This is a genomic window from Paracoccus sp. MKU1, from assembly GCF_001447385.1.
In the GTDB taxonomy this organism is placed as follows: domain Bacteria; phylum Pseudomonadota; class Alphaproteobacteria; order Rhodobacterales; family Rhodobacteraceae; genus Paracoccus.
In genome coordinates this window covers 73,065-86,907 of record NZ_LLWQ01000209.1, presented here as the reverse complement: position 1 = coordinate 86,907, position 13,843 = coordinate 73,065, and the positions used below count along the sequence as shown (strand labels likewise).

At 69.5% G+C, this 13,843-nt stretch carries 16 protein-coding genes and 1 pseudogene; 5 read left to right on the top strand and 12 right to left on the bottom strand.

Annotated features, from left to right (window positions below; all coding sequences use genetic code 11):
• From AQY21_RS21875 to AQY21_RS29920, 3 genes are all read right to left on the bottom strand, one after another.
• The coding region (locus AQY21_RS21875) for an alpha/beta hydrolase (protein ID WP_058099709.1) at positions 1-814 on the bottom strand (814 nt) is incomplete at its 3' end.
• Positions 815-852: 38 nt separating this feature from the next.
• Positions 853-1,173: a hypothetical protein gene (locus AQY21_RS29925; RefSeq protein WP_238986870.1), complete on the bottom strand. Its 321-nt coding sequence runs from the start codon at positions 1,171-1,173 to the stop codon at positions 853-855.
• Between the two features lie 34 nt (positions 1,174-1,207).
• A complete protein-coding gene (locus AQY21_RS29920; RefSeq protein ID WP_238986869.1) occupies positions 1,208-1,840 on the bottom strand; it encodes an MFS transporter in 633 nt (210 codons plus the stop codon).
• A 15-nt stretch (positions 1,841-1,855) separates the two neighbouring features.
• On the opposite strand from AQY21_RS29920, the gene AQY21_RS21865 reads away from it, so the two are divergent.
• Positions 1,856-2,179 carry a LysR substrate-binding domain-containing protein gene (locus AQY21_RS21865; protein WP_238986868.1) on the top strand — a complete coding sequence of 108 codons (324 nt, stop codon included), beginning with the start codon at positions 1,856-1,858 and terminating at the stop codon, positions 2,177-2,179.
• A 402-nt stretch (positions 2,180-2,581) separates the two neighbouring features.
• Here the strand turns inward: AQY21_RS21865 and AQY21_RS21860 are convergent, their stop codons facing one another.
• The 3 genes from AQY21_RS21860 to ytfE form a co-directional block, all read right to left on the bottom strand.
• Positions 2,582-2,920, bottom strand: a complete 339-nt coding sequence (locus AQY21_RS21860) for a carboxymuconolactone decarboxylase family protein (RefSeq protein WP_058099699.1) — start codon at positions 2,918-2,920, stop codon at positions 2,582-2,584.
• A gap of 19 nt (positions 2,921-2,939) precedes the next feature.
• A complete protein-coding gene (locus tag AQY21_RS21855) occupies positions 2,940-3,263 on the bottom strand; it encodes a hexameric tyrosine-coordinated heme protein (protein ID WP_082658227.1) in 324 nt (107 codons plus the stop codon).
• A 113-nt stretch (positions 3,264-3,376) separates the two neighbouring features.
• A complete protein-coding gene (gene ytfE, locus AQY21_RS21850) occupies positions 3,377-4,048 on the bottom strand; it encodes an iron-sulfur cluster repair protein YtfE (protein WP_152988318.1) in 672 nt (223 codons plus the stop codon).
• Between the two features lie 140 nt (positions 4,049-4,188).
• On the opposite strand from ytfE, the gene AQY21_RS21845 reads away from it, so the two are divergent.
• The 3 genes and pseudogenes from AQY21_RS21845 (at position 4,189) to AQY21_RS21835 (ending at position 6,460) form a co-directional block, all read left to right on the top strand.
• A complete protein-coding gene (locus AQY21_RS21845) occupies positions 4,189-4,626 on the top strand; it encodes an Rrf2 family transcriptional regulator (RefSeq protein WP_058099697.1) in 438 nt (145 codons plus the stop codon).
• Positions 4,627-4,830: 204 nt separating this feature from the next.
• Complete coding sequence (locus AQY21_RS21840) at positions 4,831-5,271, top strand: cyclic nucleotide-binding/CBS domain-containing protein (protein WP_058099696.1); 441 nt, start codon at positions 4,831-4,833, stop codon at positions 5,269-5,271.
• 118 nt (positions 5,272-5,389) lie between these two features.
• Positions 5,390-6,460, top strand: a pseudogene (locus tag AQY21_RS21835) (IS481 family transposase).
• A gap of 20 nt (positions 6,461-6,480) precedes the next feature.
• Here the strand turns inward: AQY21_RS21835 and AQY21_RS21830 are convergent.
• From AQY21_RS21830 to AQY21_RS21805, 6 genes are read right to left on the bottom strand one after another with little or no spacing between them, the layout of a single operon-like run.
• Positions 6,481-7,533 (bottom strand): glycosyltransferase, encoded by a 1,053-nt coding sequence (locus tag AQY21_RS21830; RefSeq protein WP_058099695.1) that lies wholly within the window; start codon positions 7,531-7,533, stop codon positions 6,481-6,483.
• Positions 7,530-9,074 (bottom strand): ABC transporter permease, encoded by a 1,545-nt coding sequence (locus tag AQY21_RS21825; protein ID WP_058099694.1) that lies wholly within the window; start codon positions 9,072-9,074, stop codon positions 7,530-7,532. The genes AQY21_RS21830 and AQY21_RS21825 overlap by 4 nt, the downstream gene beginning before the upstream one ends.
• Positions 9,071-9,841 carry an ABC transporter ATP-binding protein gene (locus AQY21_RS21820; protein WP_058099693.1) on the bottom strand — a complete coding sequence of 257 codons (771 nt, stop codon included), beginning with the start codon at positions 9,839-9,841 and terminating at the stop codon, positions 9,071-9,073. Before AQY21_RS21820 ends, AQY21_RS21825 begins: the two co-directional genes overlap by 4 nt.
• Positions 9,831-10,826, bottom strand: coding sequence for an ABC transporter substrate-binding protein (locus AQY21_RS21815; protein WP_152988317.1), 996 nt, complete (start codon positions 10,824-10,826; stop codon positions 9,831-9,833). Before AQY21_RS21815 ends, AQY21_RS21820 begins: the two co-directional genes overlap by 11 nt.
• Positions 10,823-12,421, bottom strand: a complete 1,599-nt coding sequence (locus tag AQY21_RS21810; protein ID WP_058099692.1) for a sulfatase-like hydrolase/transferase — start codon at positions 12,419-12,421, stop codon at positions 10,823-10,825. Before AQY21_RS21810 ends, AQY21_RS21815 begins: the two co-directional genes overlap by 4 nt.
• The gene (locus AQY21_RS21805; protein WP_058099691.1) at positions 12,418-13,155 is read right to left on the bottom strand and encodes a CDP-alcohol phosphatidyltransferase family protein; all 738 of its coding nucleotides are present in this window, start codon (positions 13,153-13,155) and stop codon (positions 12,418-12,420) included. The genes AQY21_RS21810 and AQY21_RS21805 overlap by 4 nt, the downstream gene beginning before the upstream one ends.
• A 93-nt stretch (positions 13,156-13,248) precedes the next feature.
• Here AQY21_RS21805 and AQY21_RS21800 point away from each other — a divergent pair, with 93 nt between their 5' ends.
• On the top strand, positions 13,249-13,797 hold the full coding sequence (locus AQY21_RS21800) for a cytochrome b (RefSeq protein ID WP_058099690.1): 549 nt from the start codon (positions 13,249-13,251) through the stop codon (positions 13,795-13,797).
• The last annotated feature ends 46 nt before the right edge of the window (positions 13,798-13,843 follow it).

The following is a 13,843-nucleotide window of genomic DNA, read 5'->3' as shown; positions in this document are numbered from 1 at the left end:
CAGTGCGGCGCGGGGTCATGTAATAGTCGTGGTAATCGACCAGGAACTGCGCCTCGCCGCCTTTCAGCTCGTTATAGGGCGGCTGCCAGGCCGGGGCACCGTTCGCGGCATCTTCCCTGCGCTGCCGGCTGATCTGTTCCAGTGCCAGCGCGCGTTGTTCGGGGGTCATGCTGTCGTCGTAGCCGTTCGACATGACGCGGGTCATGTCATACATGGTGCTGACGGCGATCGCCTTGACGCGCTTGTCGACCGCCACGGCGCTCAGCGCCATGCCGCCCCAGCCGCAGATGCCGATGAGGCCGATCCGCTCGCGGTCCACCGAGCCGTGCAGGCCGAGGAGGTCCACAGCCGCCATGACATCCTCGGTGTTGATGTCGGGCGAGGCGATGTTGCGGGGCTCGCCACCGCTTTCGCCAGTATAAGAGGGATCGAAAGCCAGCGTGACGAAGCCGCGCTCGGCCATGGTCTGGGCATAGAGGCCCGAGGATTGTTCCTTTACCGCGCCGAACGGGCCGCCCACGGCCAGCGCGGGCATGGCGTCGGTGCGGTCCTTCGGCAGATAGAGATCGCCCGACAGGGTGATGCCGTAGCGGTTGGTGAAACTGACCTTCTCATGGTCCACCTTCTCGCTGCGCGGGAAGGTCTTATCCCATTCGTCCGACATGTTCTGAGCCTTTGCGTTGGGGATATTGAAAAGCAATCCGGCACCGAAGGCGACAACGCCCGCACCTGTCAGCTTGAGCAGGTTGCGGCGGCCGGCGTCGGGCAAGTCCCGGCTTCCGGCGGCGAGGCCAGATCGGTGGGGTTCGTTCATGGCATGTTGTCCTTTCGCGGTTGGGGGACCGGGCGCGGTCATGCGGGTTTCAGCATCCGCCGACCGTTGCCGATCAGCATGAGGGCGGCGGCCAGCAGCACGCTGCCGAGGAAGGTCGCCCGGATCGAGATGCCGTCCAGCAGCAGCCCGCCGAAGCTCGCCCCGAGCAGGATCGATCCCTGAATGGCGGCGACCATCAGGCTGCTGGCGGCCTCGTGGGCGTCATCGGCGTTTTGCGACATCCAGCTCATCAAGATCACCGAGAGCGGGGTGTTCATCGCGTGCCAGATCGCCATGAAGAAACCTGTGGCGACGACCGAATGACCCAGGGCCAGCAGCCCGACCGTCGCCCCGCCCATCACCAGTGCCGGCAGTTTCAGGAGCGGCGCGAGATTACCCCTGATGAAACGCCCCCCCCCCCGCCCAGGTGCCGGCGAACCCGGCGCAGCCCAGCAGCAGAAGCAGGACCGAAAGCGTGGTCACATCGACCCTCGTCACCTGCTCCAGAAACGGGCGCAGATAGGTGAACATGGTGAAGGCCGAGCCCCAGGACAGCATCACCGCAACCAGTCCACGCTGAAAATACGGCCGCTTCAGCAGGTCGAACATCGCCCGGACATCCTGCCTCTGGCTTGCGAGCAAGGACGGCAGCGCGATCATATGCCAGACCAGGTTGACCGCGACGATCGGGATCAGCGCCCAGAACACCGCGCGCCAGCCGAAGATGCCACCGAGATAGCTGCCGATCGGCGCGGCGAAGGCGGCGGCGATGGCTTGGCCGCCATACATCTGCGCCAGCGCGCGCGGCACGTCTTCGGCCGGCACCAGCCGCATGATCACGGCGGTCGCCAACGCCCAGAAACCGCCGATGCAGATGCCCAAGACGGCGCGGCCAATCATCAGCACGGTGAAACTCGGCGCCGCGGCGACCAATACCCGCGACAGCAGCATGAAGCCCGTCATGACCACAAGCACCCCTTTGCGGTTCAACCTCCCAGCAGCGGTGGTGATCAGCAGGCTCGCCACAGCATCTGCATCAACATGCGCCACGAGAGCGCCGGCGGCCTCTATGCCTGGGAGTTCGAGAAGGACGGCCAGGAGTTGCGCGTCCGGGTGGACGGGCAGCTGACCTTCAACAATTCCTACGCCATGATCGACGCGGCGGTGAACGGTTACGGCATCGCCTATGTCCCCGAGGATATCGTCGCGGCCCAGATCGCGGACGGCAGGCTGGTGCAGGTGCTGGACGACTGGTCGCCCATGTTCGACGGCTATTTCCTCTACTATCCCAGCCGCCGCCAGAACCTCCCCGCCTTCCGCGTCATCGTCGAGGCGCTCAGGCATCGCGGCGGGCGCGGGCGCTGAGCATCTGTTCTATTGACTCTGCCGCGCGGCACGCGGGTTTCCCCTCTCGTTCTGGGCAGAAGCTCCTGGGCCGCAGAGTCCTCTGCTTCCGCATCTGGATCAGAGTGACGCCTCCGAGGATCAGGGCACGCGCACCTATCGCCCGTGTTATGCAAGATGTGATCGATGTTCGATTGCTTGATGCGCCCATGAACCAGCGTCGTGCAAAGCGGCGAGGCAACGATCTGGCCACGTCGGAGCGTCGTGCCGCTGCCGAATTCGGCCGGGCCGGTCTGCAACATCATGCGGCCCGTCATGCCACAGCGGGCCGCGGCAACCAGGGCTGCCTCGGACCATCGCCATGGTTCCCAGAGAGCGGATGCGGGGCGTTGTGTCACGGCTGGTCCCCTCCCCGCGCCACGATCAATCCTCGTCGATCTGGTCCAGCACCGCAAGCGTCGTGTTGGCATGGGCATAGGCGGCTCCGGCGCGCATCTCGGCGGCGACCCAGATCGCCTCCATGATCTGCTCGGGACTGGCGCCCTCGCGGCGGGCGCCCTTGACATGGCCCTCGATGCACCAGGGGCATTGCGTGACATGGGCCACGGCGACCGCGATCAGCTGCTTGGTACGCTTGTCCAGCGCACCGTCGGCAAAGACGGCTTTGGACAGCGCCAGAAAGGCATCGTCGGGGCCCGGCGCCAGCGCGTGACGTTTCGCGCCAAGCGCGGCGCTGGCCTTGGGCATGGAGATGTCGGCCATGATCGTCCTCCGTTCAGGTTCATTCGCGCCAATAGTCGTTGGCCGCGGCGATGGTCGCGAACCAGGCCGCCGCCACGCCCGAGACATCGATCAGACTGCCCGCATCGGCCGCATAGCCCGGCCGTCCCGCCTTCAGCACCGCGACATCGGGCTGGGTCGTCCTGACCGCCCGCCGCGCCATGACGATCGCCAGGTCGAAGCCCTGCTGCGGCGTCCGGGTCTGCAAGCTCGGCAGCCACGTGTCTTCCGCCGTTGCGCCCGTGGCAGGCTGGCCGGTCTGGGCAAGGCTGGCAGGCGGCAGCAGCGCCAGCGAGGCGGCAAGGATGCAACTGGGTCGAAACATGGAACCTCCTCCTCGATTGGATCACATGGGGCGGGCTTCGGGGCGTTGGATGCGAGGCCGGCGGCAAGCGTCGCGGGATCGCATGAATAGCGGCCCGGCTTCCAGCAGCAGGCTCATGCGCCCTTTTCAAAGCGCGGGAACAGCACGTTGTTTTCCAGATGGATATGCTCCATCAGGTCGGCCCGCAGCTGCGCGGTCCCGGCGTAAAGCGCCTGCCAGGTCCGGCAGGCGCCCTCGGGCACGGTATCGTTCTGCGTCAGCCTCGCCATCTCTGCCAGGAAGGCGCCGTGATCGTCGTGATCGTGCCGCATCTCGGCGATGGGGACGGCAATCCGGTCCACCGCCTGCCGGCGCATGGCCGGGAAAAGGATCAGCTCCTCCTTCTTCATGTGCCCCTCCAGCTCGCCCCATATCTGCTGCAGCAGGTCGGCTAGCCCCTTGGGCACGTCCGGGTGGCCGGCATGGACCGCCTCGACCTTGCGCGAAAGCGCGATCAGTTCGGGGATCTGCCGGCGATGCACCTGGTGATAGCGGGTCTGGATATGGTCGATCAGCGCCCCGGTCTCCCGTGGCGCATCGGGGATCGCCAGGGGGTCGAGGTCGCCCAGGACCGCCTCGAGCGCACCAAGGTCCAGGTGGCGCCGATTGGCCGCCTCTGCCAGCGGCACCTCTCCGTGGCAGCAGAAATCGATGCCGAAGCGGCGGAACACGCTGGACGCGCCGGGAAGCCGCGCGGCGATCTCGCCGACCGTCCGGTCGTGCAATGGGAATGTCGTCTGGGGCATGGCTGTCTCCATGAGCGGGGGGCTGACGGTGAGTCGGGCGCCGCGGGTCAGGAGGATGCGCGAAGCCCTTATATTCGGTACTTGCAATACCGAATATCCTCCCACATAATTGGTATTGTCAATACCAATTAGGAGAGCCGATGCGTCTTGCGACCTTTACCGACTACGGATTGCGGGTGCTGATGCGGCTGGCGGGGGCGCCGGAAAAACCGATCTCGACCGGGCAGATCGCCAGGGAGTTCGCCATCTCGCAGCATCACCTGGCCAAGGTGGTCAGCGACCTGGGGCTTGGCGGTTTCGTGCGGTCCGAGCGCGGCCGGTCCGGCGGGCTGCGGCTGATGCGCCCGGCGCACGAGATCACGCTGGGACAGGTCGTGCGCCATCTGGAGCGCAAGTTCGCCATCGTGGAATGTTTCCGCGCCGATGGCGGCGAATGCGTCCTGAGGCCGCGCTGCCGCCTGCGGCCGCAGCTTTCCGCCGCGCGCGAGGCGTTCATGGCCGAGCTGGACCGCACGACGCTCGAGGATTGCGCCTGGCCCGGAGCGGGTCCAGGCGGAGACGTAGTGGCGGCCGAGTGATGCCGGGAAAGAGAGGGGGCGATGCCTCGGATCGAATTGCAGGAAAGGCGGCGCCGGGATCGACGCGGATGTTCTGGCCAGAGTGTTCGGGATCAGCGCCCGGTCCGTCACCGTGGCAGCGATCCAACTGGCCAGTTTTGCTCGCACCGGATCGGCGGCGGCGCGGTGCTGCGCATCGCACTGATGACATAGGAAAGGGTTCACGTGCTTATCCGGAAACTTCTGCCCATCGCGCGCCGCCATCTGCAAGTGATTGATGTAGGCGCGGCGCTTCTGCAAGCGGCCAGACGGCTTGACGAGGGCTGCGACATGCTGTTGGTCTGCGATGCCGCCGGCCGGCTGACGGGCGTGCTGACCAAGACCGACGTGGTGCGCCAGACAGGCCGCTGTGCCGGCGCCAGCTGCACCGCGCCTGTGGCCGAGGCGATGACGCGCGACGTCACCACCGTGACCTCGGATGGCTGGTTGCAGGATGTCTGGGACATGATGAAGGCCCGCGGCTTCAAGAACATTCCGCTCCTCGATGCGAACGGCAAGCCGCTCGGGGTGCTGAATGCCCGGGATGTTCTTCAGACACTGCTACAGGAGGTTCAGGAGGAGGAAAATCTGCTGCACGATTATGTCATGAATATCGGTTATCGCTGAAAGGACCCGGACGGAGCGTTGTTCTCGTCAATTGCGCTGCCCGGCGGCCCCGGCTCTCTAGTTGTTTGATCCCACAGTTTAACGGTGCGATCCTTTCGATGGAATGGAAGGAAGCCCTATGGGACAAGTTCGTCACGGAAGCGCCACGACCACGCACGCCATCCGAGCAGCGATAATGAGGGCCTGACCGCCATTGGTCCGAGGGCTGGCCCGAATGATCGGAAGCTTCGCTCGCGGCGTTGAGCCGGGAATTCGGCATCAACCCCAAGACTGTGTAGAAGTGGCGGAAGCGCGCGACGGTCGAGGATCTGAAGACTGGCCCGAAAGAGCTGCGCTCGACGGTGCTGACCGAGACCGAGGAGGCGATTGTGGTCGCCTTCCGGCGCCATACGCTGCTGCCGCTGGACGGCGCTTCGCTGGCCTCTATGCCCTGCTGCCGTCGATGCCGCACCTGACGCGGTCAGCGCTGCACCGATGCCTGCGAGGCATGGCATCGCCCGCCTGCCCGATGTCGACGGTGACAAGCCGAAACGACAGCGGTTCAAACGCTATCCGATCGGCGTTCGGGCATTCTCTCGGACCAATGGCGTTCATGCCCTCACTCCACATCGACATCGCCGAGGTGCAGACCGCTGAAGGCAAACTATACCTGTTCGTGGCCATCGATCGGACCAGCAAGTTCGCCTTCACCAGGTTGGCCGAAAAGGCCGGCAAGATGGCCGCCGCCCAGTTCCTGCGCGATCTGGTCGCCGCCGTTCCCTATCGACTGCATACGGTGCCCACCGATCGAGCCATTGGAACGCCACTGGTCCGAGAGACAATGGCGAGGGGCATCCAGTTCACCAATCACGTTCACCACAAATCCGCCTTCCACCACATCTTCGGGCGGGTCTGCGACGAGAACGGAATCGAACACAGGCTCACCAGGATCAATCATCCATGGACCAACGGCCAGGTCGAGCGCATGAACCGCACGATCAAGGACGCGACCGTCAAGCGCTTCCACTACGACGACCACGATCAACTACGGGCGCACCTCGCCGACTTCATGGCCGCATACAATTTCGCAAGACGCCTGAAGACCCTTAGCGGTCTCACGCCCTACGAATACATCTGCAAGATCTGGACTTCGGAGCCAGACAGATTCATCCTCAATCCGATCCACCAGATGCCGGGACTGAACACCTAGAATCGTGATCCCTGCCCCGGTTAGCGCGGCAGCGCGCAGCGCTCCAGAACGCGGCTGGCAACGGCTGCGGTTTCCGACCAGCCGGGCAGGACGTCGCCGGCTTGGCGCGCGGCATCACGCATCCGCGTCCGCAGGGCCGCGTCGCCCAGCAAGCGGCGCAGCGCGGCGGCGAAGGCCGGCGGATCGTCGGGCGGCACCAGCAGCCCGGCGGCGGCGGGAACGGTGTCGGAGACGGCGCCGGTCGCGCAGCTGGCGATCGGCAGGCCATGCACCAGCGCCTCGTCGAAGACCAGGCCATGGCCCTCGTATCGCGTCGCCAGGGCGAAGATCGAGGCGGCGGCGTAAAGCTGTTCCAGCCGCTCGGCATCGACGCGGCCTGCCAGCGTCACCCGGTTCGCGACCGGGCTTTCGGCCAGTTGCCGGGCCAGCGCGGCGGCATGGGTCCGGTCCCAGGGATTGCCGACGATCACCGCCTGCCAGTCCAGATCGGCCAATTCCGCCAGCGCGGTCAGCAGCAGGTCGTGGCCCTTGCGCGGATGCAGGATGCCGACCGACAGGATCAGCGGCGGGCTGGCCGGCGACGGGGGAAGCCGCGCGGGCTCGACTCCCGGCCGGGCGATGGTGATGCGGTCGGCGGGCACGCCGTAGCGGTCGGTTAGCATGGCGCGGGCATGGCGGCTGGGGACCAGCACATGCCGCGCCAGTTGCAGGTTGTCGCGCTCGGTCCGGTAGAGATGCGCGCGCCGCGCCGGGTCGAGGCCGGTCTCCATCGCCAGCGGGTGGTGGATCATCGCCAAGACGGGCGCGCGGATCCGGGCGAGACCGGCCGTATCAACGGCGCCGAAGACCAGCCCGTCGATGATGAGCGGCCGGTCCTCGGCCGCCAGCGCCGCTATGGCCGCCGCCATCTCGGCCGGCGTCGGGTCGGGAAAACTGGCGGGCAGTTGCAGGTGGCGCATGTCGTGGCCCAGGGCGCGCAGCCCCTCCAGCAAGCGGCGCTCGTAGATATAGCCGCCGGTCAGCGTGGCGATGTCGCCGGGGATGGCGAAGGCGGCGGCACAGGGCCGGATCATGGGCGCACCTGCTCGGGGGCGTAGCGGGCCAGCACGCGGCGCTCGGCCGCGCCGACGGCGGCATGGCCCAGCCAGGACAGCGCGGCCACCAGCACCACCGCGGACCAGAGCATGTCGTAATCCGACACCGAGGCCGACAGCGCCATCAGCCCGCCGATGCCGCCGCCGGTCGCCAGCCACTCGACCACGGTGACGGCCAGCACCGCGGCCGGCACGCTCATCCGGGCCGAGGCGAAAAGCGCCGGTAGCATGGCCGGGATGCGGACATGGATCATCTGTCGCCAGCGGCCGGCGGCATAGGTGCGGAAGACGTCCAGGATCTGGCCGGGCGCCTGCCGCAACCCGTGCTGGCAGGCGACGAAGGTCGGAAAGAATACCATGACCGCGACCAGCACCACGACCCCTGCCGCACCGCGCCCGACCAGCAGCACGATCAGCGGCGCCGTGGTCACGATGGGGATGGCGCGCAGCGCGACGGCCAGCGGCGTGACCAGCGCCGAGAGCGCCGGCAACAGTGCCAGCAGGATGGCGAGGCCCGCCCCCGCCGCCAGCCCCGCCGCATAGCCCGGCAGCACATGCGCGCCAGTCTGCGCCAGCGCCTGCGCCAGGGCCTGCCGGGTGTGGGCGGCATCCGGCGCCCAGACCAGCACCGCCAGCACGTCGCCCGGCCGCTTGGCGAAAAACGGGCTGAGCCCGGCCAGCCGCAGCGCCGCCCACCACCCGCCAAGCACCGCCGCGATCACAGCCAGCGCCGAGGTCAACGCCGCGCGTCGCGAGCCGGGCGCGGCACCCGGCGGGGCCAGCAGGACGGGCGGCGACTCGTCCAGAAAGCGGCGGGCCAAGGCGCCGATCAGCGCATAGGCCGCAACCGCGACGGCGGCGGCCAGCGCCGCGATGCTCCAGAGCGCGGGCACGTCCAGCGCGCGGGTGAAGCGGATGGTCAGCACGCCCATGCCGCGCTCGGCCCCGGTGAACTCGCCGACCAGCGCGCCGAGGAAGGCGGCGGGGGCCGAGATCTGCAACCCGGCGACCAGATAGGGCAGCGCAGCGCGGAGCCGGACATGGCGCAACTCGGCCATGCGGCCCCGGCCATAGACATGGATCAGGTCCAGCCAGGCCGCCGGCACGGCGCGCAGGCCGGCCAGCAGCGCAATGAGGGTCGTATAATAGACCGCCAGCGCCGCCAGCGCGATCTGCGGCCCCTCCCCCGGCCCCATCATCACCCGCAGGATTGGCCCGGTCGCGACCAGCGGCAGACAAAAGACCACCAGCGCCAGGCCCGAGACCGGTCCGGCCAACCTTGGCCAGAGCAGCGCCAGGCCGGCCAGCGCCACTGCCGCCAGGTTCCCCAGCAGAAAGCCCGCCGCCGCATTCGCGCCGGTCACCACCAGCGCCCGCGACAGCAGGCCGGCATGGGCGGCGGTCCATTGCGCGACCTCGGCCGGGCCGGCGATCAGGTAGCGGCCCGCCAGGGCCAGCGCCGCGGCCTGCCACAGGGCGAGCAGCAGGAAGAACCCGGCCAGCGCGTTTCGCATGGTCATGCCGCGCCCGCCGGGCCGGAAAGCGCCGCCCGCGCCTCGGCCTCGATGCGGCGGAAGGCGGGGCTGTCGGCCAGTTCGGGGCGGCGCGGATGCGGCAGCGGCACGGCGATGTCGGCAACGATGCGCGCCGGACGGGGCGACAGGACCAGGATGCGGTCGGCGAGCAGCACCGCCTCGGCCAGCGAATGGGTGACCAGCAGCGCCGTGGTGCCCTGCGCCTGCCAGAGCGGCGGCAGGTCCTGCGCCAGCTGGCGGCGGGTCAGCTCGTCCACCGCACCGAAGGGCTCGTCCAGCAGCAGCACCTGCGGCGCGGTGGCCAGCGCGCGGGCGATGGCAGCGCGCTGGCGCATGCCGCCCGACAGCGCCGCGGGGCGGGTGGCGGCAAAGCCCTCCAGCCCGACTAGCCGCAGCAGCTGCGCCACCTTGCGCGGATCTGCGGGCTGGCGGGCAAGCTTTCGCGCCAGCGCCACGTTCTGCGCGGCGCTGAGCCAGGGCAGCAGCGAGGGGTCCTGGAACGCCACCGAGATCGCGCCCTGCCGGCGCCGGTCGGCCGGGTCCAGCCCATTGATGCGCACCTGCCCGCTCTCCGGCAGCTCAAGCCCCGCGACCAGGCGCAACAGCGTGGACTTGCCGCAGCCCGAGGGGCCGATCAGCGCCGTGGTCTGCCCCGCCGCGAAATCGGCGTCGAAGCCCGCGACCGCCTGCACGCCGCCGGGCCAGGTCTTGGCCAGCGCCCGGCATGCAATCCCGGCGCTGCTAGCCTGCATGGACCGCCTCCAGGATCGAGCGGTCCCAGAGCGCGGGCGTCACCTCGCGGCCCAGCAGGGCCAGGGTGCGGATATTGGCCTCGACGGCCTCGTCGCTCCACCAGCCGAAACCGTGCCTCTCGGTCAGGTCCGAGAACATCAGCGGCAACTGCCGGCGGGCCTGCAATTCCTGCGTGGGCAGGTCCAGCCCGGCATCGGGGAACATGGCGAGGGTCAGCGCGGCCGCCGCGTCGCTGTCGGCGCGGCAGGCTTCCCAGCCCCGCGCCTCGCCCGCCATCAGCGCCACCAGCGCCTCGCGGCGGTGGGCAAGGCTGTCCTCGGTCGCGATATAGGTCTGGGAATGCAGGGCATAGCCATGATCGGCCATCAGCATGGTGCGGGCCTCGATGCCCTGGATCGCCATGGCGACCGGCAGGTCGGTTTCCCAGCAGAGCAGGCAATCCACCTCGCCCGCGATCAGCGGCTGGGCCGAGTATTGCGTGGGCACGATGCGGATGGCGTCGAAATCCACCCCGTTCAACCGGCACAGCGCCTGAAGCACCGGCGTGTTGGCGATGGCCATGCCGATGCTTTTCCCCGCCAGGTCGGCGGGGGTTTCCACGGGATTGTCCGGCAGCGAGGCGATGGCGAAGGGGTTCTTCTGCATGGCGACGCCGATGATGCGGAACGGCGCCCCCTGCGCCACCGCCGCCGCGGCGTAATCGGCAGCAGAGACGCCCACCAGCGCCGTGCCCGCCACGACCGGAGGCTCGACCGGCGCGTTCGGGCCGCCCTGCAGCAGCGAGACCTCCAGCCCCGCCTCGCGCCACCAGCCGTTCTGCAGCGCGATGTAGCTGCCGGCGAACTGCACCGAATGCAGCCAGGACAGTTGCAGCGCCACGGCTTCCTGCGCCCGCGCCGGGCGCGGCAGGCCGGAGAGGCCGAGCGCCAGCCCCGCCGCCCCCGTCTGAAGGAGCCGGCGCCGTGTCAGTGGGGAATGGGTCATGAGGGCACCTCCATTCGGGTCGTGGCGGGACTGGGGGAAGAACGGCCCTGCGCCGCCGGGCGTTCCATCGGCTCGGTTCCCGGCGCGGCAAAGCCTTGCAGGATCAGGTCGCGCATTCGGTCCATGGGGATCGCGGTGCTGTCCGGCGGCGGGATCAGGCCAGGGGCAAAGCCCCATGCGGCGCTGCGTTCGACCAACGCCTCGGGGCCGATCACATGCATGGGCACGTCGCGCCCGCCCTCCGGCGCGAGGCGCTGCGCGGCCTGGTGATCGCCCAGCACCAGGATCAGCGGCGCGTCATCCGCGTGGCGCAGCGCATAGGCCATGACGGTCTGCAAGGCATAGCCGATGGCGTCGCGATAGTGGCGGCGGATGCTCGCCGGGTCGCGCCAGACCTCTTGCGGGCTTGGGCCGGCGACGGCCATGGCGGCGAAGGCCGCGCCGTCCCCGATCTCGTCCCAGCCGATCAGCTGCGGCACCGGCACCCAGGGCGCATGCGAGGAGATCAGCGCCACCTGGGCGAAAAGCGGGACATCCCCGACATGGCGCAGCAGCCGGTCGGCGGCGGCCAGGGTGAACTGGTCGGGCATGGTGACCCAGTTGAAGGGCGGGCCGCGATAGCCCAGGTCCGCCGCGGCCAGGACACGGTCGAAGCCCATTTGTGCGGCCTCGGGCCAGGGCCGGGTGATGGCGGGCATGACGGCGGCGGTGCGGAAACCGGCGCGTTGCGCGTGGTGGAACAGCCCCTGCCGTCCGCTGGCCAGCAGGGCTTGATAGAGCGCCTGGTCGCCGATCCAGAGGCCCGAGGCGAATGTGGCATGCGCCAGCCAGCTTTGCCCGCCCTGCGTCGGCGAGGCGAGAAAGCCCGAGCGCATGGCAAGGCCGGCCTGCGCCAGATCGGCCTCGGCCCGGCGCAGGATGGCAAGATGGGCATCGGCATGGAAGGGCGTCGCAAAGCTGGCGCGGCCGTAGCTTTCGACGAAGATCACCAGCACGTCGCGGTCGATGGCGCCCAGAAGGGCCGGCCGGCCCGCCACCGGGTCCTTTGCCGCCGCCGCCCGGAAGTCGCGCAGCGCGGCGAGGGTGGCGGCGGCCAGGCCGGCGCGCTGGGTGGCATAGCGCGCATTCTCGAACCTCGGGGCCATGGCCGGCAGCAGGACCAGCCCGATAGCCGCGGCAAGGGCAATGCGCGGGCGCCGCCCCGTGGCCGGGCGGGTCCAGAGCCCCGTCGCCCACCACAGCGCCCCGCCGATGCCCAGGGCGGCGAACACGGCGGCCAGGACGGCGCCGAAAGCCGCGAGCGGGCCGAGGCTGCCGCTGGCCAGCCGCACCGCCGCATCCAGCAGCGGCAGGTCCGCCGCGATGTTGAAGGGTCGCCCCAGCGCCGAAACCATGGCAAGGTCGGCGAGCTTCTGCACCGCCAGCAGCGTCAGCGCCGCCGCGACCGGCAGGCGCGCCATGCCGCCGCCGAGGACCAGGGCAAGCAGCAGCAGCGGCAGCTCCGGCGTCGGGCGGATGGCGGCGCCCGGCAGGATCAGTGCCAGCTGGACCGCCAGCGCCGCAACCAGCAGCGGCAGGGCCCGGCGCATCGTCATGGCCGATGCCGCCATAGCCAGCGGATGTCGAGCGCGAAGGACAGCACCACCGCCGCCGTGGCGATCCAGGCCAGCAGCCCGGCCTGCGCATGGCTGGGCAGCGGCGTCTGCAAGAGGATCAGCGTGCCGAGTTGCAGCACGCAAATCGCCTTGCGCCGCAGGCGCTGCGGCAGCTCGGCCCGCAGCCAGGGCAGGATGAGGCCGGCGACGACGAAGCCGTAGCGCAATGCCCCCAGCAGCAGCACCTCGGGGCCCAGCGTGGTGCCCAGCCAGGCATGCAGCGCCAGGGTCAGGGCGAAGGCCGCGTCGACCTCCATGTCGAACCGCGCCCCGAAACCCGAGACGAGGCCCGACCGCCGCGCCAGCCAGCCGTCCACCCCGTCGAGGACCAGCGCCGCCAGCCCGGCCGTCGCGACCGCCCATCCTGCCGCGATCCCATCCGCAAGCGGCGCCAGCAGGGCGCAGGTGATGGCGGCGCGCAGCAGCGTCACCGCGTTGCAGCCGCCGATCCGGTCATGCGGATAGCTGCGCCGCATCTGCGCCAGGATCATCGCGCAGCAGCCCAGATAAAGCGCGCTGGCTGCCAGCCAGCCGCCGGCCATGCCGCCGATGCCGCCGAGCCGCAGCGCCTGCATGGCGAAAACGCCCATGACGGCGCTGGCGGCAACCTGCGCCGGGATTCCCGCCGCCGGACGGGGCGGCGGCGCAAGCGGGCCGTGATCGCGGTCGGACATGGGAAAATGCTACGCCAAGCGTGGGTTCCGTCAAGATGCCATGGCTTTGCGCCGGGCGGGGTTTGCGCTAGGATGGGGCAAAGGAGCCAGCCGATGACCGAGCCCGCATCCGGTTACCGAACGCCCGCCCGCCTGTTTCACTGGATCGTCGCGCTTGCCGTGCTGCTGATGATCCCGGCAGGACTGACCATGACGCGCGAGGGGCTGGACCGCGGCTTGCAGGACGCGCTGTTCATCTTTCACAAGAATACCGGCACGCTGCTGATCCCGATAATCCTGGCGCGGATCGTCTATCGCCGGCTGCACCCGCCGCCGCCGCTGCCGGCCTCGGTCCCCGGCTGGCAGCGGCAGGCGGCGGCGGCCTCGCATCGGGCGCTTTACATCCTGCTGGTCGTCATGCCGCTGAGCGGCTTCGTGCGGGTGCGGGCCGGCGGCTTTCCCATCGAATTGCTCGACGCGATGGGTGCCGGACCCTGGCTGCCGAAATCCGAGGCGCTGGCCGGGGCCGCGCAGGGGCTGCATTTCATCGCGGCCATGCTGCTGATCGCGCTGCTGGCGGTGCATGTCGGCGCGGCGCTGCATCACGCGCTGGTCAGGCGCGACGGGGTCTGGCAACGCATGTGGCCGCCCGGCGGCGGCTGACGCCCGGCCCGGCGCCGGCAGGATGCCGCGCCGCGGCAAGGGGCGG

Excerpts from the sequence above, each read along its gene's own strand:
- AQY21_RS29925 (WP_238986870.1), bottom strand. The coding sequence starts at position 1,173 with ATGGGCGGGGCGACGGTCGGGCTGCTGGCCCTGGGTCATTCGGTCGTC.
- AQY21_RS21865 (WP_238986868.1), top strand. The coding sequence starts at position 1,856 with ATGCGCCACGAGAGCGCCGGCGGCCTCTATGCCTGGGAGTTCGAGAAG.
- AQY21_RS21860 (WP_058099699.1), bottom strand. The coding sequence starts at position 2,920 with ATGGCCGACATCTCCATGCCCAAGGCCAGCGCCGCGCTTGGCGCGAAA.
- AQY21_RS21855 (WP_082658227.1), bottom strand. The coding sequence starts at position 3,263 with ATGTTTCGACCCAGTTGCATCCTTGCCGCCTCGCTGGCGCTGCTGCCG.
- ytfE (WP_152988318.1), bottom strand. The coding sequence starts at position 4,048 with ATGCCCCAGACGACATTCCCATTGCACGACCGGACGGTCGGCGAGATC.
- AQY21_RS21845 (WP_058099697.1), top strand. The coding sequence starts at position 4,189 with ATGCGTCTTGCGACCTTTACCGACTACGGATTGCGGGTGCTGATGCGG.
- AQY21_RS21830 (WP_058099695.1), bottom strand. The coding sequence starts at position 7,533 with ATGATCCGGCCCTGTGCCGCCGCCTTCGCCATCCCCGGCGACATCGCC.
- AQY21_RS21825 (WP_058099694.1), bottom strand. The coding sequence starts at position 9,074 with ATGACCATGCGAAACGCGCTGGCCGGGTTCTTCCTGCTGCTCGCCCTG.
- AQY21_RS21820 (WP_058099693.1), bottom strand. The coding sequence starts at position 9,841 with ATGCAGGCTAGCAGCGCCGGGATTGCATGCCGGGCGCTGGCCAAGACC.
- AQY21_RS21815 (WP_152988317.1), bottom strand. The coding sequence starts at position 10,826 with ATGACCCATTCCCCACTGACACGGCGCCGGCTCCTTCAGACGGGGGCG.
- AQY21_RS21810 (WP_058099692.1), bottom strand. The coding sequence starts at position 12,421 with ATGACGATGCGCCGGGCCCTGCCGCTGCTGGTTGCGGCGCTGGCGGTC.
- AQY21_RS21805 (WP_058099691.1), bottom strand. The coding sequence starts at position 13,155 with ATGTCCGACCGCGATCACGGCCCGCTTGCGCCGCCGCCCCGTCCGGCG.
- AQY21_RS21800 (WP_058099690.1), top strand. The coding sequence starts at position 13,249 with ATGACCGAGCCCGCATCCGGTTACCGAACGCCCGCCCGCCTGTTTCAC.